The organism is Streptomyces sp. NPDC102278 (assembly GCF_044766345.1).
Lineage (GTDB): Bacteria > Actinomycetota > Actinomycetes > Streptomycetales > Streptomycetaceae > Streptomyces.
Genome location: NZ_JBIWLV010000008.1, coordinates 183,806 through 201,618, shown reverse-complemented (window position 1 = coordinate 201,618; position 17,813 = coordinate 183,806). Strand labels below are relative to the sequence as shown.

The 17,813-nt window shown below is 69.7% G+C and carries 19 protein-coding genes; 13 read left to right on the top strand and 6 right to left on the bottom strand.

Annotation, left to right across the window (positions count from 1 at the left end; genetic code table 11):
* Nucleotides 1-179: 179 nt before the first annotated feature.
* Genes ACIRO3_RS21010 through ACIRO3_RS21000 form a run of 3 tightly spaced genes read right to left on the bottom strand, consistent with a single transcriptional unit; the run spans nucleotide 180 to nucleotide 2,412 of the window.
* Nucleotides 180-953: a DUF3800 domain-containing protein gene (locus ACIRO3_RS21010; RefSeq protein ID WP_404138867.1), complete on the bottom strand. Its 774-nt coding sequence runs from the start codon at nucleotides 951-953 to the stop codon at nucleotides 180-182.
* 59 nt (nucleotides 954-1,012) lie between these two features.
* Entirely contained in the window at nucleotides 1,013-1,642 is a 630-nt protein-coding gene (locus tag ACIRO3_RS21005) for a GNAT family N-acetyltransferase (protein ID WP_404138864.1), read from the bottom strand.
* A complete protein-coding gene (locus ACIRO3_RS21000) occupies nucleotides 1,639-2,412 on the bottom strand; it encodes a GntR family transcriptional regulator (RefSeq protein ID WP_404138862.1) in 774 nt (257 codons plus the stop codon). Before ACIRO3_RS21000 ends, ACIRO3_RS21005 begins: the two co-directional genes overlap by 4 nt.
* Nucleotides 2,413-2,888: 476 nt before the next feature.
* Here ACIRO3_RS21000 and ACIRO3_RS20995 point away from each other — a divergent pair, with 476 nt between their 5' ends.
* The 13 genes from ACIRO3_RS20995 (at nucleotide 2,889) to ACIRO3_RS20935 (ending at nucleotide 14,812) form a co-directional block, all read left to right on the top strand.
* A complete protein-coding gene (locus ACIRO3_RS20995; protein ID WP_404138860.1) occupies nucleotides 2,889-3,158 on the top strand; it encodes a DUF6284 family protein in 270 nt (89 codons plus the stop codon).
* Nucleotides 3,155-3,994: a DUF2637 domain-containing protein gene (locus ACIRO3_RS20990; protein WP_404138857.1), complete on the top strand. Its 840-nt coding sequence runs from the start codon at nucleotides 3,155-3,157 to the stop codon at nucleotides 3,992-3,994. Before ACIRO3_RS20995 ends, ACIRO3_RS20990 begins: the two co-directional genes overlap by 4 nt.
* Nucleotides 3,991-4,977, top strand: a complete 987-nt coding sequence (locus ACIRO3_RS20985) for a DNA cytosine methyltransferase (protein WP_404138854.1) — start codon at nucleotides 3,991-3,993, stop codon at nucleotides 4,975-4,977. The genes ACIRO3_RS20990 and ACIRO3_RS20985 overlap by 4 nt, the downstream gene beginning before the upstream one ends.
* Before the next feature lie 22 nt (nucleotides 4,978-4,999).
* Nucleotides 5,000-5,371 carry a DUF6251 family protein gene (locus tag ACIRO3_RS20980; RefSeq protein WP_404138852.1) on the top strand — a complete coding sequence of 124 codons (372 nt, stop codon included), beginning with the start codon at nucleotides 5,000-5,002 and terminating at the stop codon, nucleotides 5,369-5,371.
* Nucleotides 5,372-5,399: 28 nt separating this feature from the next.
* Nucleotides 5,400-5,591, top strand: coding sequence for a hypothetical protein (locus ACIRO3_RS20975; protein WP_404138849.1), 192 nt, complete (start codon nucleotides 5,400-5,402; stop codon nucleotides 5,589-5,591).
* Nucleotides 5,592-5,665: 74 nt separating this feature from the next.
* Entirely contained in the window at nucleotides 5,666-5,887 is a 222-nt protein-coding gene (locus ACIRO3_RS20970) for a DUF6257 family protein (protein WP_404138846.1), read from the top strand.
* Nucleotides 5,888-5,979: 92 nt separating this feature from the next.
* Complete coding sequence (locus tag ACIRO3_RS20965; protein ID WP_404138844.1) at nucleotides 5,980-8,085, top strand: ATP-binding protein; 2,106 nt, start codon at nucleotides 5,980-5,982, stop codon at nucleotides 8,083-8,085.
* Nucleotides 8,086-8,380: 295 nt separating this feature from the next.
* The gene (locus ACIRO3_RS20960; protein WP_404138841.1) at nucleotides 8,381-9,298 is read left to right on the top strand and encodes a bifunctional DNA primase/polymerase; all 918 of its coding nucleotides are present in this window, start codon (nucleotides 8,381-8,383) and stop codon (nucleotides 9,296-9,298) included.
* Nucleotides 9,295-9,609 carry a hypothetical protein gene (locus tag ACIRO3_RS20955; protein WP_404138838.1) on the top strand — a complete coding sequence of 105 codons (315 nt, stop codon included), beginning with the start codon at nucleotides 9,295-9,297 and terminating at the stop codon, nucleotides 9,607-9,609. Before ACIRO3_RS20960 ends, ACIRO3_RS20955 begins: the two co-directional genes overlap by 4 nt.
* Complete coding sequence (locus tag ACIRO3_RS20950; protein ID WP_404138835.1) at nucleotides 9,606-10,985, top strand: phage/plasmid primase, P4 family; 1,380 nt, start codon at nucleotides 9,606-9,608, stop codon at nucleotides 10,983-10,985. Before ACIRO3_RS20955 ends, ACIRO3_RS20950 begins: the two co-directional genes overlap by 4 nt.
* A 183-nt stretch (nucleotides 10,986-11,168) precedes the next feature.
* Complete coding sequence (locus ACIRO3_RS20945) at nucleotides 11,169-11,405, top strand: helix-turn-helix transcriptional regulator (protein ID WP_385638681.1); 237 nt, start codon at nucleotides 11,169-11,171, stop codon at nucleotides 11,403-11,405.
* Between the two features lie 71 nt (nucleotides 11,406-11,476).
* Nucleotides 11,477-12,736: a tyrosine-type recombinase/integrase gene (locus ACIRO3_RS20940; RefSeq protein ID WP_404138832.1), complete on the top strand. Its 1,260-nt coding sequence runs from the start codon at nucleotides 11,477-11,479 to the stop codon at nucleotides 12,734-12,736.
* A gap of 390 nt (nucleotides 12,737-13,126) precedes the next feature.
* Nucleotides 13,127-14,812 carry a penicillin-binding transpeptidase domain-containing protein gene (locus ACIRO3_RS20935; protein ID WP_404138829.1) on the top strand — a complete coding sequence of 562 codons (1,686 nt, stop codon included), beginning with the start codon at nucleotides 13,127-13,129 and terminating at the stop codon, nucleotides 14,810-14,812.
* Nucleotides 14,813-14,939: 127 nt separating this feature from the next.
* Here the strand turns inward: ACIRO3_RS20935 and ACIRO3_RS20930 are convergent, their stop codons facing one another.
* The 3 genes from ACIRO3_RS20930 to cbiQ are packed head-to-tail and all read right to left on the bottom strand — an operon-like array spanning nucleotide 14,940 to nucleotide 17,812.
* Entirely contained in the window at nucleotides 14,940-16,187 is a 1,248-nt protein-coding gene (locus ACIRO3_RS20930) for a serine hydrolase domain-containing protein (RefSeq protein WP_404138826.1), read from the bottom strand.
* A gap of 28 nt (nucleotides 16,188-16,215) precedes the next feature.
* A complete protein-coding gene (locus tag ACIRO3_RS20925; RefSeq protein ID WP_404138824.1) occupies nucleotides 16,216-17,040 on the bottom strand; it encodes an energy-coupling factor ABC transporter ATP-binding protein in 825 nt (274 codons plus the stop codon).
* 10 nt (nucleotides 17,041-17,050) lie between these two features.
* The gene (gene cbiQ, locus ACIRO3_RS20920) at nucleotides 17,051-17,812 is read right to left on the bottom strand and encodes a cobalt ECF transporter T component CbiQ (protein ID WP_404138821.1); all 762 of its coding nucleotides are present in this window, start codon (nucleotides 17,810-17,812) and stop codon (nucleotides 17,051-17,053) included.
* Nucleotide 17,813: the final 1 nt, after the last annotated feature.

Sequence of the window (17,813 nt, the reverse complement as noted above, 5' to 3'; positions counted from 1 at the left end):
TTTCGAAGCGTCGCGGCAGTGCAAGCCGTAGCCGCACGAGGGCCCACACGGTAGGGTAGAAACAACGAGATGGGCCGCGTGACGGTCGCGGGGATGAAGCTTGGTCTGCTGCCAGACCCTTCCGACTTGGTCGGTTGAAGCTCCCCGGGCCTTCATACGGCCCATCTCACTGTCCAGATCTAGAGACCCCCCTGAGGCCACCACGGAAGCCCCGTGAAGGTCGCCTCGTTGCCCAGGATCTTGAAGCCATAGTTCCGGGACCTGCCAGCGGGGTCACGTCGAATCTGGTGCCTGATCTTCATCAGGTGGGACTCGTCATGGCCGCCGAATTCATCCGCCTTGAGCGCAGCCCAGAGCATGCCGGCGTACTGGTCTGCTGCCTGAAGGCCGTCCCAAGCAGCCTGGTCATCAAAATGCACGCGCCCGCTGATCAGGCCCCAGGGCACGAAGGTCCCTGGCAGCGTCTTCTTGATCTGGAAGTACGCTTCCGTTTTCCGATGGTCGAACCCTCGGACGTGACCAAACCTAGTTACAACGTTTCGCGACCCGCCCGGCCAGTTACCTGCAGAGAGCAGGATCCGTTCCGTGACGATGCCAGCCGCGTAGTTGTAGAAGACCGCGTGATCACGCCTCATCTCCGCGCTCGCGGGAATGGCAGCCTTCTCAACGATGATGTAGATCAACTGAACGTCGGCGAGCTGGGCCAAGACTCCGGCGACGTGCTGGCGCCTGGCGTGCGTTTTGACGTGCTGGTTCCAGTGCAACGCTTTGCCCGCGGGAACCTTCAAGTCTCGGCGCAGGGACGACATAGCTGCACGCAGATCAGCCTCTGCCTCGTCAGGCGTCACCACTGCCGCGAAGGCAAAGAAGGGTGATGACGACGGCTGGATACCTCGATCGCCGGTTTCATCGATGTACGCCCGCAACAGACCCCGAGTCGCCGTCACGCCCACCCCTAGAATGTCGGGGCCGCTCTACTTAGCCCACTAGAGTGATAGTAGCGATCAGTCCGTCACTTGCCGCAGTCATACGACGACGAGGTGGACTGAACACCTCCGCCTGCCGACGAATGGCGCTTCCGAACAGCGGTTGGCGAATCCACCGTCCTGTCAGTAAGACCGTGGCTCTCATCGAGGCGCGTTCGACGCTGCCCAAGCCACCCTGAGACGCGGGGCCCACCATTCACCGCCCCTCCTTCTCTCACGGTTCGAACGTACTCGAAGCCGTGCCGAACGTAGTAGCGCTGTAGCCCCTGGTTCGTCGTCCATGCATCGAGGCGCAGCCAGGTCATACCGGCGCGATACGCCCGATCACCCGCCCAATCCAGCATGCGCCCCCCGAGGTCTCTCCCGGCGTACTCCCTAGCGACAGTCAGCTTGTTCACGAACATCGAAGGCTGGGCGAGTTCCTCGTCCAGCCAAAGACCTTCCTCTGCGGCAGGTGTGAGAGTGATCGTCGCTACGGTCGCCCCTCCATCACGGACCATGAAGACCGTCCCGGTCTCGATGGTCGCCAGCAGGCGATCCGCAGGGTACGGACGACGCCACTGATCCGAACCGAGTGCGCTTAGCCAGGCCGCCGCTTCCTTCCGGAACGCGAGAAGCTTGGGAAGGTCATCAGGCGTTGCAGTCTCGATGATCACAAGCGCCCATCCTTGAGTCGGTCGGGAAGCTCGCCGATCTCGTAGTTCATGCGGTTGAGGTCTCCACGGAACGTGGTGATCGTGCACCGGATGACGCTGTCGCCCGCGTACCCCGTGCGGGTCCAGAGCAGCACCGGCACGCCAGCTCCCACGTCCAAGAGTCGCGACTCATCAGGAGTCGGCATGCGCGTGGCGATCTCGTCGAAGTAGCCGACCTGCTCAATCCCAGCGGCCGCCAGGTAGCGGGTCGTGCCTTCCGCGATATCCCCAGGCTCGGCGAGGCGAGGCGCCTCCTTCACAAGCCAGTCGGGGTAGTACGTCGCCTGGGTGGACCACGGCACGTCGTCCACGAAGCGGTGGCAGAACCGCAAGACTGTGGTGGAGCCGACGTCGACCTTGAGGCGTCCGGCGACGAAGTCCGTTGCTGGCGTCACCTCGACGCGAAACGTCTGAGTCGGGTGACGCCCGGCGTTAGTGACGTCCGTGCTGTACGCGTCGCCGTTCTGCGGGAAGGTCAAGTTCTCGAAGCGGGAAGCGTTCAGCTCGAAGACCTCATGCTTACGCACCTCGTAGCCGAGCCCTTGGCTGGAGAAGATCAGCCCCTCACCGACCAGGGCATTCAGGCCCGATCGCACGGTGTTCCTCGACGCCTCGAATCGCGTCGAGAGCTCACTCTCGGAAGGCAGGCGAGACCCCGGCGGGTAGACGCCGTTATCGATCTCGCGACGGAGGGCGTCAGCCACCTGACGGTACTTCGGCTGCTTGTTCATGGACCCATCATGACGCACTCGCTCAACTTGTTGGTACATGTAGGCCCCAATCCCTTGACGACTCACTGTCCATGGGTGCAACATCACTGCATCAGCTTGTACCGACAAGTTGAACAAGCGGTGCAGCAGGGCCAAGTTTGCCCTCGTTTGCCCGCTCCTAAGCGCGACATGGAACACCAGGAGCCCCGCAGCGGACGGGGGGAGGCGACCCGGCGCCTTGTCATTCACCGGAGGGCTTAGACCGAAAGGTCACGTCTCCATACGCCTACGCCAGGTCCCAGACCTGAAGGAGACATGCGTACTGCTCAACCTTGCCGCCTTGCCGCGGCCGGTTGCCTCCTCTGCCCGTCTCGTACGGGCGGGGTCGAGGGGAGCCGGAGTTCTTCTCCCTGCTTCACCCCAACGCAGTGCAGCCCCGGCGCTCGAACGCCGGGGCTGCTGTTGGGTCCCGTTCCTCTACCGAAGGAGCAAGACCCGTGGACATCATCGCCCCACTTCAGGACCGTGTTACCCCGTGGTCCGTCGGCCTGGAGCCGACGGACGCGGAGCTGATGGCGATCGAGATCGAGTTGCCGCTGATCCTGGCGGAACGCGACCTCTTGGACGCGCAGATCGTGACGCTGGACCGCACGCCCACCGAGGTCGACCGGCAGCGACTGCGCCGGGCCCGCCGGCGCGTGCTGGCCGAGTGGACCGCGCTGGAGAACCGGGCCGGCCACCTCCCGTCCTCCGGTGACGCGGCATGAACCGCTCAGCGAAGATCGCCCTTGTCCTCGCGTTGGTCGTCGTGGTCGCCATGGCGTTCCGGGTCTCCTGGAACGCCTTGCGGGACATCGCGAAGGCCATCGGCGCCGACGACGTCGCAGCGACCTTGTACCCGTTCGTGGTCGACGGCCTGATGGCCCTCGCCCTGGTCGCCGCCCTCGTGCTGACCAACGAGGCCCGCAAGTTCGCCCTGCGGGTCCTCGCCGGATACACCCTGGCGTCACTGGTCCTGAACTACGTTCACGGACTCCTGCCGGAGCTGCACGCCGAGTCGATCGGCTGGAGTCGACTGGCAGAGGGGAATCTGACGAACTGGGCGCTCGTGCTGCTGGCGACGTCGCTTCCGGTCGGGTCGATCTACTTCGGCTCCGACCTGGTGGCCAAGGTCCTCCACCACCGCCCGGCAGTCGACCCGGCCAAGCAAGAATCCACCCACACCCCCGCATATCGGTCTACCCCTGAACAGGTCGAACCCCTGGCCGGGCAGTCCGAGCCGACGGAAGAGGTGGACTCTTCCCTCGTCGCTCCGGTCGAGTCGATCGAGGTGCGTCCGCTGGTGGCGGTGGCGGCCGAGTCGACACGTCCGCGTCGGGCGACCGGTCGAGTCCCCGCGGTCGCCCGATCGACCCGACCGACCCGCTCGGAAGTCGAGTTGTTGGCTGAGGCGCGGAGTCTGACGGAGTCGTGGCCGGTCGAGAAGCTGACCGGCGAGGGCATCCGCAAGGCCCTGCGCACCTCACCGGCGAAGGCCCGCATCGTGCGCGAGACGCTGAAGACCGAACGTGAGCGGGATGCCGCGGCGGCGGTGGCCGGATGAGCCTGCGGATCGGTTCGCTGTGTACCGGTTACGGCGGTCTCGACATGGCCGTCCAGACCGTCATGGGCGGGTCTGCCGCGTGGGTGTCGGACAACGACCCCGGCGCCTCCCGCATCCTGACCCACCACTACCCGCAGGTCCCGAACCTGGGAGACCTGACCGCGGTCGACTGGCGGCGGGTCGAGCCGGTCGACGTCGTGTGCGGGGGCTACCCCTGCCAGCCGTTCAGTTCCGCCGGGAAGCGCAAGGGAGTCGCCGATGACCGGCACATCTGGCCCCACATCGCCCGTGCCCTTGGCGTTCTTCGACCCCGCCACGCGGTCTTTGAGAACGTCGCAGGGCATCTTTCCCTCGGATTCGCCGATGTCCTCGCCGACCTTGCCGCCCTCGGGTTCGATGCGCGGTGGACGTGTGTACGCGCATCCGACGTCGGCGCACCCCACCAACGCAACCGGCTCTTCGTCGTGGCCACTGCTGCCGACCCCGCGGACGTCGGACACGAACGGGGCGGGGACGCACGGCACGGGTGGCTTGGACTTGCGGACCACGGTGCGGTTGTTGCCGACGCCGGCGGCGCGGGACGGACGCTCGGGCAAGTCCAACCTGATGGGCCGCAACGCCCGACCGCTCAACGAAGTGATCGTCAACCTGCTCCCCACCCCGACCGCGGCGGACAGCGAACGGCGATCAGCGACGTTCGGGCGGGGGAACCCGACCCTGACTGGGGCGGTTACGGTCCCGCGATCCGCCGCTGGGAAGCCGTCCTCGACCGTCCCGCTCCCCGGCCAACTGACCCTCTGGGACGCCTGAACCCGGCCCTGGTCGAGTGGCTGATGGGCCTGCCCGAGGGTCACGTCACCGACGTCCCCGGACTCTCCCGCACAGCCCAGCTCAAGGCCCTGGGCAACGGGGTCGTCCCCCAGCAGGCCACCGCCGCCATGCACGCCCTCATGAGCCCTGTCGTTGCGGCCGTGGCCGCGTGAGCCTTCTCGAAGGGAGACGCTCGTGAATCACCTGCCCGAACCCGCCCGCGTCGTCCAACTCCCGGACGGCCGCCACGTCTACGCCGACCAGCTCCCCGAGACGTACACGGGGCCGCAGGTCGTGCACCAGCACATCCACCACGCCGCCCCCGACCGAACCGTCCAGCGCCTGGCGCTCGGGTCCGGCTTCGGCGCCGGGGCCGTCGCGGCCGGCGTGTACTTCGGCCCGCTGCTGATCGCCGCGCTGACCGCGATGGCCGCGAACATCGCGTTCCTGGCCTTCCTCGCCCTGGTCCTCGGCTGGGGCGTCCACAGCGTCGTCAAGGCGGTCGGCGGCGACGCCGGAACGCAGGCAGTCAAGAACGTGCGCAAGACCCGCCGCAAGCGCGGCTGAACCCCTTCCCCCGTTCCGAGGAGTTCGGATGCCCTTCACGACAGGGGACAAAGTGTTGATCACTTCATGTGAGGACGACCCGCGCGCCGCGGGCCGGACCGGCCGGATCGTGGACGCGGTCCCGCCCGGCCCGCTCACGGCCGGCCGCTGGACGGTCCACCGGATCAGCCCGCTGATCGGCCCCGTCCTGTGCCACACGCACGAACTGCAGCCCGCCTGACGGCTGCCCGATCCACCCGCCCAGCGGGTGGTGAAGGGGAGCCGGACAGCCCGGCCCAGAGCAGGAGTTCCGTGATGGCGAAGGACCCGAAGTTCACCGCCGGCGAGATCGCCCAGATCGCCTGGTACACGGCCCGCATGGCCAAGCGCGGCATCGCGAGCCAGACCGTCTACCAGGGCGACCTGGAGAAGAAGGTCGACCGGATCATCGACGGCGCCCGCGAGCGCGAAGAGCGCCAGGCGCTGGACGCGAAGGCGGCCGAGAAAGCCGCGCGCAAGGCCCGCATCAACAAGTAGTGGTGCCCCAGGGGCGGCCGTCCCGGCCAAGGAAACCGCGCCGCCCCTGGGCCCTACCCACCCGCCTTTCGGCGAGAGCAGGAGTCCACAGCATGACCGACAACGTCGTCCCCCTGTTCAAAGAACCCACCACCACCGACACGAACCCCGCCCCGACCCCGGCCGCCGCCGAGAGTGTGCGGCCGGTTCGGGTGTGGAAACGCACCGCCCGCGGCCTTCGCACGGCCGTCACGCACGAGCGGACCCGCACCGCGGCGCGGCTGGTGGCCCGGCACGGCATGTACGTGATCGGCGGAACCCGGATCACCGCGAAGCGCACCTGGGACGGTCGCACCGGATCCCGGTACGAGCGGATGATCCGGGCGGCGGAAGCGGCGGGGAACTGGGAGGAAGCCAAGGAGTGGGAAGACCGCCTCACCCGCTTCCGCGCCGCCCGCCATCACCGCCGCATGGACCTCCTCAAAGCACCCCAGGACGCTGCCCGCAGCGCACTGTTCGGCACCGGGCTCACCGTGGGTGGTCTGCTGGCGTTGGGGATCGTTCTGGCCATCGCCAACAAGGACATCCGCGACGTGGTCGCCCCGATCTCGGCGGTGATCGAGGCGATCCGCTGGATCGTCCACGTCGGCACGATCGTGTGGGGGCCGGCCGTCACCATCGGCCCTTGGCTGGCCTTACTGGCCCTGTGGGGCGTAGGCCGTCAGCGGCAGACCGCACCCCAGTGGGCGCTCCCCGCCCAGCAGCGCGACGACGCCGGCGCCCCCATCACCCCCTCGATCGTGGTCACCGCCCTGCGGGATCTCGGCATTGCACCGCTGCGGGGTGCGATCAAGGAGATGGGGGACGCGGGCGCCGGGATGCTGGGGCCGATCCGGATCGCGGGATGCGGCGTGGAAGTCGACGTCACCCTCCCCTCCGGCGTCTCGACCGCCGAAGTGCAAGGCCGCCGCCGCAAGCTCGCCGAGAACCTCGCCCGTCACGAACACGAAGTCTTCATCACCCTGCCCACCGCGGCCCGCACCGTGCGGCTGTGGATCGCCGACTCCGGGGCGTTGGACGAGCCGATCGGACCGTCCCCGCTGGTCACCGACCAGACGGCCACCGCGAACTACAAGACCGGCAAGGCCCCCTGGGGTCAGGACCTGCGCGGCGACGCGGCACGCATGAGCCTCTACCAGCGCATGGTCCTGATCACCGGTCTGTCGAACCAGGGCAAGACCGCCGCGCTGCGCGCACTGGCGTTGTGGCTCGCCCTGGATCGCACGGTGGAGTTCCGGATCGCCGACCTCAAGGGCGTAGGCGACTGGGGCATGTTCGACGGCCTCGCCACCACCCTCATCCAGGGCCCGACCGATGAGCACGTGATCGAGGCGACCGAGATGGTCGAGGGCTTGGTCGCCGAGATGGAACGCCGGATCCAGGCCCCGCCCGGGACCGTCTTCCCTCCGTTGGTCGGCATCGTGGATGAGGCGCAGGTCGCGTTCATGTGCCCGGCCGTCGGCGATGACAAGCGCCCCTACGGCGGATCGAAGGCCACCTCCCGGTACTTCATGGCCGTCCGGAAGATCCACAACCAGGGGCGGGCCGTGGACGTCGTCCTGTGGGAGGGAACGCAGGACCCCACCGACCAGAACCTTCCCAAGCTCGTCCGGGAAGGCGCCCACACCCGCGTGTCCCTCGTGCTCGGCACCGAGTCGCAGGCCCGTATGGCGTTGGGTGACAAGGCCGTCGACGGCGGGGCGGCGCCGCACCTGCTTCGGCAGGGTCTCGACAAGGGGACCGTGGTCGTCGCCTCCGACGGCATCACCATCCCCGCCGGACAAGCCTCCATCACCGTCCGCACCCACTACATCGACACCGACCAGGCCACCGCCGTCGCCGACCGGGCCAAGGCCCTGCGCGACGGAGTCACCACCGCCCACACCGTCACCCGCGGGCCGGCGGTCGACCCGCTCGCGGACATCCTCACCGTGCTCGGCGACAACCCCCGCGTCCTGACCCAAGACGTCCTCAAGCGGCTGGCCGCGCTGAACGAGGACGCGTACGGCGGCTGGTCCTTCCTCGACCTCAAGCGGGTCCTGGACGGCACCGGCGCCGAACCGTACAAGTCCGACGGGCGCATGGTCATCGGCCGCGACCGCATCACCCGCGTCATCGCCGGCCGCCCCCAGACGGGTTCCGCTTCCGCCGCCGAGTAGAGGGAACCGCACCCCCACACGGTCAGGGAGGCAGGGAGAAGTCCCTAACCCCCTCCCTGACCCGCCTCCCTGGCCTTGACCTGGGCAAATGATCTGTCAGGGAGGCAGGGAGGCATCCCAGGTCAGACACCCGAAACCCCCTCCACACGTACCCCGCCGGGGGGTGCCCAAGCCTCCCTACCCCACCTGCGGCAGGGATTCCGCATCACCCGTCCGACATGCCGAGAGCGGCCCCCTCTCACGCCAATGAAGCGGGGCCGCTCTCGTCCAGAACGCAAGAACTGGAGAGACCAGCATGACCCACACCACCGACTTCCCGCGAGGCCCCGGCCGCGCGGCCTTACCCCCGAACCTGCAAACCGCCCTCTGGCTCGCCGACATGGGCTTGCCCGCGCTGCCCCTGCGGGAGGGGAAGCTTCCCTTCGGGAACTGCCCCGCCTGCACCGGCTCCTTCTGCGGGGACCGGCCGCACATGAAGGCCGCCGGCCCCTGCCAGTGCCCCGCGCCGTGCCACGGCTGGGCAGCCGCGACCACCGCCCCGAACGTTCTTACCTCCTGGACGTGGGCTTCCGCCTGGCGCCAGGCGGAAGCGGTCGGCTACCACCCGGGCGGCGCCGACCTCACAGTCGTGGACCTCGACAACGCGGATGCCATGACCTGGGCTCGGGAGAACCTTCCTGTCACCAAGGTTGTGGAGACGACCCGCGGGGAGCACTGGGTCTACCGGGGCGCCATGCGGTCCGCCAACAAGGTCCGGCCCGGCATCGACGTCAAGTCCTTCATGCAGTACGCCCGCTGGTACGGCCCCGGGGCCGGGTCGATCACGCTCCTGCCGGATGCCGTCCGGGCGCTGGTCGTGAAGGAAGAGACCACCCGCCCGCTCCGGGTGGAGGTGGACTCTTCCTCCCCCGCCCGCGCCGTCTGGGACCGGTCGGTGGCCACCGGATGCCGGCATACCGAAGTCTTCGTCCGCACCGGTCTGGAACGGGGTCTCGCCCGGATCGCCGCCTGCCGCGAGCAAGGCGCCGGCAGCACCGCGTACGGGGTCGCACGTTTCCTCGCCAACCAGCACACCGCCTGCCCCGGCCCGTGCGGGCTGGAGATCCTCGGGGACCGCATCATCGACGCGGCCGTCGCCGTCGGCGTGCCGAAGGCGTATGCGGCCCGGGCGGTCGCCAACGGCTTCACTGCGGTGGCGGTGAGGGCATCGTGACCACCGGCCCCCGCCCCGCCGAACAGGCCCCGGCCGCGGACGGGCGTGGTGCGGCGAAGGTCGTCGCCGAAGGCGTCCCTTCTGCCCATCGCCCTGACCCGCACGGCGACGACGGCCGCCGCCCCGTCGCCTGGCTCCACACCGTCGCCCCCGGCCGCGGCGTGACCCCGTCCGTCCGGTCCTGGTGCTCATGCGGCAGGGATCTGTTCGCGGCCGGACACCGGCGCGCACTCACCCTGATCGCCGACCACCAGCAGCACCGCACCGAATGCCCCCGCATCGCCCCACAGGAAGGGAGGAAGGCCGCATGAGCCGCGCCAAGGAGCTGCCCGCTCCGACCAACCCCATGGCCGTCGCACGCCGGATCCTGCCCGGCTGGGAGGACCAGGAGGGGCGTCTGCTGTGCCGGCGGTGGCGGGGAGCGTGGATGCGCTGGAGCGGTACCTGCTGGCGCGAGTTCGAAGAGCAGCAGATGCGCGCCACCCTCTACAAGCAGTTGGAGCACGCCACCTACGTGGCCGGCATGGACAAGGACGGTTTGCCGGAGGTGCGGGAATGGGCGCCCACCCGAACAAAGTTGAGCAACCTCCTGGACGCCCTGTCCGCCATCACGCTCCTGCCCTCGGAGGTGGACGCCCCGTCCTGGATCGACCGGGACCAGGCCGCGGCGGACCGGAGTCCGATCGTGGCGTGCGAGAACGGGCTTCTGCGGATCCGGGACCGGGCCCTGCTGCCTCACACGCCGGGGTTCTTCAACCTGGTGTCGGTGCCGTTCGCCTACGACGAGGACGCCACGGCCCCGGCCTGGGGGAAGTTCTTGAACCAGCTCTGGCCGGACGACCCCAGCGCCATCCAGGCCTTGCAGGAGTGGTTCGGCTACGTCCTGTCCGGTCGGACCGACCAGCAGAAGATCCTCCTCGTGAAGGGGCCGACGCGGTCCGGGAAGGGCACCATCACCCGGGTCTTGACCGAGTTCGTCGGTAGGAAGAACATCGCCGGCCCCACCCTGGCCAGCCTGGGCACCAACTTCGGACTGTCCTCCCTGGTCGACAAGCCGTTGGCGGTCATCTCCGATGCCCGCCTGACTGGCAACGAGGGCGGTCAGGTGGTGGAGCGGCTCCTGACGATCTCCGGTGAGGACACCATCGACATCGACCGGAAGTACCGCGACCTGTGGACCGGGAAACTGCCCACCCGGCTGATGATCCTCACCAACGAACTCCCTAGCTTCGGAGACTCCTCCGGCGTGATCGCCAGGCGGTTCATCGTCCTCAACATGACTGTCTCCTGGCTCGGCAAGGAAGACACCACCCTGGACGAGTCCCTCAAGCGGGAGATGCCCGGAATCCTGAACTGGGCTCTAGACGGCCTCGCCCGACTCCAGCGGACCGGCCGGATCACCCAACCCGCATCCTCCCGGGACGCGGTCATGATCATGCAGGACACCGCTTCCCCCACGAGCGCGTTCGTCCGCGAACGCTGCACCACCGGCCCCGAATCCACGGTGCCCGTGGACGCCCTGTGGAACGTCTGGCGCGAGTGGGCCGAGGACAACGGCGTACGCGCCGGAACCAAGCAGGTCTTCGGCCGCAACCTCCAATCCGTCGTGCCCCAGCTCCACCGGGAACGCCCGCGGGACGAGTACGGCCGGCAGGTCCCGACGTACACCGGGATCACGCTCAAATAGTTCGCTCCACATTCCCGTGAGTCGCGACTCAAGCGACTCAACCCGCTCAGAACCGCCCGCTGAGCCGCTTTGAGTCGCTTGAGTCGCGACTCAACGCAATGTAAATCCAACACGCCAGGGAGCCCCGCCGCCTCAGCGGCGGGGCTCGGCACTCCTCACCCTGCCGATTCCGCTGGAGGAGCAATGCCCGCCCACAGCGACCCCCGCGCCACCCTGCGCGGTGGACTCCCGGACCGCTACCTGAACCCCGACGACGTCGCCGAACTCCTCGACGTACCGGTGGAGACCCTCTACCAGTGGCGCAAGAAGCGCACCGGCCCGCCCGGATTCCGCGTCGGCAAGCACACCCGCTACGACCCCGCCGACGTCTACGACTGGATCGCCGAGCAGAAGCGCAAGGACATCAGCCAGGCCGCATAACCCACCACCATCACCGCCGAGGGCGGGCCCACCTGGGCCCGCCCTCCCTACGTCTCCAGAAAGGCCCCAACGTGGCAGGCCACATCCAAGACCGCTGGTACAAGACCGAACCCGGCACCGAGGGAAAGCCCATCCGGGTCAAAAGCGACCGACACGGCCTCGGCATGCGGTACCGCGCCCGGTACATCGGCCCGGACGGCACCGAGAAGAGCAAGTCTTTCCCGGATAAGCAGAAGCGGCTTGCCGAGATGTGGCTGAACGACACCGCGGCCGACATGTCCCGGGGGCAGTACGTCGACCCGCGCGCGAACCGCATCACTTTCCGCCAGTTCGCTGAGAAGTGGGTAAAGACCCACACCACGGAGATCAACAGCCGCGAGGCGGCAGAGCGCCGGCTGAGGCTGCACGCCTATCCGTACATCGGCACCCGCCCCATGCCGTCGTTCCAGCCGGGCCACATCCGCACCTGGCTTGGCGAGTTGGAGGAGAGCGTCCCCGCCTCTTCACACCGTCGGATCATCTTCGGCACGGTCAGCGCCGCATTCGCCGCCGCCGTGGATGACGGGCTCCTGGCCAAGAACCCGTGCCGGGCCCGATCCGTGCAGGTACCGAAGCCCGCCCCGCCCCGCGTCACGCCGTGGACCGCCACGCAGGTACTCGCGGTACGGGCCAAGTTGCCCCGACACCTGCGCACCGCTGTCGACATCGCCGCCGGCTGCGGCCTGCGTCAGGGCGAGGTGTTCGGGTTGTCCGAGGAGGAGATCGACTACGACGGTGCCTGGCTCCGTGTAGAGCACCAGCTCAAGCGCATCCGCGGGAAGTACGTCTTCGCACCTCCCAAGGGCGCGAAGGCGCGGTCCGTCCCTCTCCCGGGGACGGTGGCAGCGGAGTTGCGCGCGCACTCCAAGCTCCACCCTCCAGTCAAGGTCACCCTGCCCTGGCGGACGCCGGACGGTCCCCCGGTGACGAAGTCGCTCATCTTCCCGAGCCCGAGCCGGACGTTCGTCCGGGTGAGCCACTTCAACGACCACATGTGGAAACCCGCTCTCGCCCTTGCCGGAATCATCCCTCCGGCCAAAGACGGTGAGCGGTACGCGTCCGCCCCGCAGCACGGCATGCACGCCCTGCGGCACTTCTACGCGTCCGTCCTACTGGACGCTGGCGAGAACATCCGCGCCCTGAGCCAGTACCTGGGGCATGCGGACCCCGGCTTCACCCTGCGGACGTACACGCACCTGATGCCGAGCAGCGAGGGCAGGACAAGGAAGGCCGTGGACGGGCTCTTCAAGGCCGCTCCGGACCATGATCACGGCCCAGAGACGGCCCAGTGACCTGCTGGGTACCGTTGCTGACGACGTAGTGGCTGGTCAGGGGGGCAAGCGGCCCAGGCTACGGGACTTCATCTACTTCTGGCCCATCTACACGGGCCGGTCCCTCCCGATGGACTCCTGGCGCGGCCGCATGTGGCTGGACACCTGGGTCTAGCGACCGAAGCCCCCGCCGGGCCCGGCACCAACAGGTGCCGGGCCCGGCGTGGTTGTCGGGTACGGGGAGCGGCCTCCTGCGTCAACGCCCCGGCCCGGGCGCGGCCTTCGGCGTGTGACGGGCGGCACGTTCCGGTCCGGTAACAACATGCGCAACATCCGCTCGCTCAGCGTAATGTCCGTGCCAGGGGTTCTTGAACACGTTCAGAGAACCGTGGTTCCGGGGGAGGGACGCAAGTGAACGGGGCGGCGAAGGGTGCCATCATCGGCGGGGTGTTCCTCGCGATGGTCGGCGGTGCCGGATACGGCATGTACTCACTGGTCGGTGACACCGGCGGTGGCAAGGACGACACGGCCGACGGCAAGTCGGCCACCGCGTCGAGGGGCGAGGGGCCGGTCACCGAGAAGGAGGCCGTCGAGGCCGCGAAGGGCTTCCTGACCGCGTGGGCGGCCGGGGACGACCGTACGGCGGCCGACTGGACGAACAACGCGTCCGAGGCGCAGTCGGCGGTCGCCGACTTCAAGGCCAAGGCCTACGTGTCCAAGGCGGTGATCACCCCCGGCACCCCGACCGGCACGACCGTGCCCTTCAAGGTCGCGGCCGAGGTGACGTACGAGGGCACGACCAAGCCCCTCGCGTACGAGTCCCGGCTCACCGTGGTCCGCGGCCTCAGCACCGGCAAGGCCCTGGTGGACTGGCAGGCTTCGGTGATCCACCCGGACCTCAAGCGCGGCGAGAGGCTGCGCGCGGGCACGCCGGCCAGTCCGCCGGTCAAGCTGGTGGACCGCAACGACCAGGAGCTGACTCCGGAGAAGTACCCGTCGCTGCGGCCGGTCCTCGCCCAACTGCGCGAGGTCTACGGGAGCAAGGCAGGCGGCAAGGCGGGCGCGGAGGTGTGGATCGAACCGGCCGCGGCCACCGCCACCACCCAGGACGGCAGCACCACCCAGGACGGCGCCACCGCCCAGAACGGCGGCAGACGGACGCTGTTGACCCTGGTGGCGGGCGAGCCGAGCACGCTCAAGACGTACCTGGACGCGAAGGTGCAGGCGGCGGCGGAGCAGGCGGTGGCCAGGTTCCCGGAGTCCTCGGTGGTCGCCGTCAAGCCGAGCAACGGCCACATCCTGGCGATCGCCAACAACCGCAAGGACGGCTACAACGCGGCGATGACGGGCACGCGCGCACCCGGCTCGACGATGAAGATCGTCACGGCGGCGATGCTGCTCGACCGGGGCAAGGTGGCAGCGGACAAGCCCGCCCCGTGCGACAAGACGGTGTCCTGGGGCGGCCGTTCCTTCCACAACCTGGAGAACTTCCGGCTGCCGGAGGGCACGAACTTCTCGACGAGCTTCGCCCGGTCCTGCAACACCGCCTTCATCAAGCAGATCAAAGAGGTCGACGAGGACGCCGCACTGTCGAAGGAGGCCACCGAGGTCTTCGGGATCGGCCTGGACTGGAAGACGGGCATCAAGTCCTTCGACGGCAAGGTCCCGGTGACGACCGGCGCGGAGTCGGCGGCGGAGTACATCGGGCAGGGCCAGATCACGATGAACCCGCTGAACATCGCGTCCATCACGGCGACGGCGCGCAGCGGCCGGTTCCACCAGCCCCTGCTGGTCTCCCCCGAGCTCGACGGCCGGCCGACCGCGACGGCGGCGCGCACGATGAAGTCGTCGGTGCGCGGCCAACTGGTGTCCATGATGCGGCTGACGGCGACCAGCGGTACGGGCGCCAAGGCGATGGCCTCGGTCGGCGGCGACAAGGGCGCGAAGACCGGTTCGGCGGAGGTGGACGGGGCGGGGAGCCCGGACAGCTGGTTCACCGGCTTCAGCGACGACGTGGCCGCGGCGGCGATGGTCGAGGGCGGCGGCCACGGCTCGGACGCGGCGGGCCCGATCGTGGCCGCGGTACTGAGCCCCTGACGGCGAGCCCGCCGCGCCGCGCTCCTGACCGTCAGACCCCGCCGCCGCGCCACTGTGACGACCAGACCCCGCCGCCGCGCCGCGCTCCTGACCGTCAGACCCCGCCGCCGCGCCGCGCTCCTGACCGTCAGAGGGACGCGCGTACCGCCCGGACCAGGGCCTGCGCGCGAGGGTCCGCGGTGACCGACTTGGCCAGGGAGTTGGTGACGTACCCGAAGCCGATGCCCGCCTCCGCGTCGGCGAAGGCCAGCGAGCCGCCCCGCCCCGGGTGCCCGAAGGAGGCCGGGGACAGCAGCGGGGAGGCCGGGCCGTGCAGCATGTGGCCGGGGCCGAAGCGGGTGTTGACGACGAGCACCCGGTCGGGGCCCGAGGACACCTCGGAGGCCGCCAGGGCCGCGGTCTCGGGGGTGAACAGCCGGGCTCCGTCCTCGGTGTCGCCCAGCAGCGCCGCGTAGAAGCCGGCCAGTGCCCGGGCGGTGCCGATCCCGGCCGAGGCGGGGAGTTCGGCGGCCCGGTAGGCGGGGTCGTTCTCGTCGGGCAGGGGGTCGATGGCCCCGAAGGCGCGTCGGGTGAGCGAGTGCGGGTCGGCGTAGGCCTCCGAAACGTTTCTGCGCGGCCGGGTACGCAACGCCCCCGCCGACGCCGGCGGCTCCACCGGACCGACCCTGCCGACCCGCCCCGCCGCGGTGTCGGGCAGCCCGATCCAGAAGTCCAGGCCCAGCGGGCCGGTGACCTCCCGCGCGAGCCACCGGCCCACCGACTCCCCGGTCACCCGGAGTACCAGTTCCGACAGCAGCCAGCTGTACGTCTGCGCGTGGTAGCCGTGGTCCGTGCCGGGCTGCCAGAAGGCGGTCTGTGCGGCGACGGCCCGCGGCCCGCTCTCCCCGTCCGCCGCCCGGGCCGGCGTCAGGGGCCGGTCCAGCGCGGGGACGCCCGCGCGGTGCGCCAGCAGGTCACGGACCCGTACCCGCTCCTTGCCGCCCGCCTTGAACTCCGGCCAGTGGGCCCCCACCGGCTCGTCCAGGTCCAGCAGTCCCCGCTGGTGCAGCAGCAACGGGACGGCCGCGGCCACGCCCTTGGTGGCCGACCGCACGACCTGCGCCGTGTCCGCGGTCCAGGGCGCCGCGGAGCCGTAGGTCACCGCGCCGCCGGAGCCCTCGGTCGCCGCGCCGCCGGAGCCCTCCGTGCCCGCGCCGCCCGAGCCCCCGGTGTCGGCCCCGTCCACGTCCTTCGTGCCGCCCCACAGGTCCACGACCTTGCGGCCGTCGCGGTACACGGCCACGGCCGCGCCCCGGTCCCCGAGCGCCTCGAAGTTTCGTACGAACGCGTCCCGGACGGCCTCGAAGCCCTCCGTCACCTCACCCTGGATCTCCACGTCCGCTCCAACAACCGACCTCGGGCGCTTATGCCGCCCCGGGCGGGGTCCCGGTCCCCGGCGCGGCGGTCGCCGCCGCCGGCGGTGTCACCGAGCGCGGGTCGAAGCCGAAGGGGAGTTCCAGCCGGTGGGCGCCCATCAGCTCCTCGTCGCACAGCAGGTCCTGCGTGCTCCCGTCGGCGGTGATGACCCCGTCGCTGAGGATCACCGCGCGCGGGCACAGTTCCAGCGCGTACGGCAGGTCGTGCGTCACCATCAGCACCGTCACGTCCAGCGAGCGCAGGATGTCGGCCAGCTCGCGCCGCGAGGCGGGGTCGAGGTTGGAGGAGGGCTCGTCGAGGACCAGGATCTCGGGCCGCATCGCGAGCACGGTGGCCACGGCCACCCGGCGGCGTTGTCCGAAGGACAGGTGGTGCGGCGGCCGGTCCGCGAAGGCGGCCATGCCGACCTGCTCCAGAGCCTCCCGGACCCGCTGCTCCAGCTCCGCGCCCCGCATTCCGGCGGCCGCCGGGCCGAAGGCGACGTCCTCGCGCACGGTGGGCATGAACAGCTGGTCGTCGGGGTCCTGGAAGACGATGCCGACCCGGCGGCGGATCTCGGCGAAGTTCCGCTTCTCCACCGGCAGACCGGCCACGGTCACGGAGCCGACCCCACCGCCGAGGATGCCGTTGAGGTGCAGGACGAGGGTGGTCTTGCCCGCGCCGTTGGGGCCGAGGAGGGCGACGCGTTCGCCCTGTCCTACGGTCAGGTTCACGCCGAAGAGGGCCTGGTGTCCGTCCGGATAGGCGTAGGCGAGGCCGGAGACGTCCAGCGAGGGCGGGGCGGGGGTCGAGAGGGCGTTCACGGCGTCCATCCCATCACGTTCACAGCGTCCACCCCATCAGACAGACGGCGAGCGCCGCCAGCGGGAGCACGGCGGCGTGCGCCCACTGGGCGCGCGTGGCCGCGACGTCGTCGATCACCGGCATGGAGCCGTCGTAGCCGCGACTGACCATCGCGAGGTAGACCCGCTCGCCGCGCTCGTAGGAACGGATGAAGAGGGCGCCCGCCGTCTTGGCCAGCACCCCCCAGTGCCGGATCCCGCGCGCCTCGAACCCGCGCGAGCGCCGGGCGATCGACATCCGGCGGAGCTCGCCGCCGATCACGTCGCCGTACCGGACCATGAAGGAGGCGATCTGGACCAGCAGCGGCGGCAGTTTCAGCCGTTGGAGGCCGAGGAGCAGCGACCGCAGTTCGGTCGTCGAGGCGAGCAGTACGGAGGCGGCCACCCCGAGGGTGCCCTTGGCCAGCACGTTCCAGGCGCCCCACAGGCCGGAGACGCTCAGCGACATGCCGAGCACGTCGACCCGCTCGCCCTCGGCCACGAAGGGCATGAGCACGGCGAAGGCGACGAACGGCACCTCGATCAACAGCCGGCGCAGCACGAACCCGGCCGGGATCCGGGCCACGGCCGTGACCCCCGCGAGGAGGACCGCGTACAGGCCGAAGGCCCACATCGCCTCCCGCGGTGTGGACACGACGACCAGCACGAAGGCGAAGGTCGCGGCGAGCTTGCAGTGCGGTGGCAGTGCGTGGATCGGCGAGTGCCCGTGCCGGTAGAGCTTGTGCGTGTGGCCGGCCCCCATG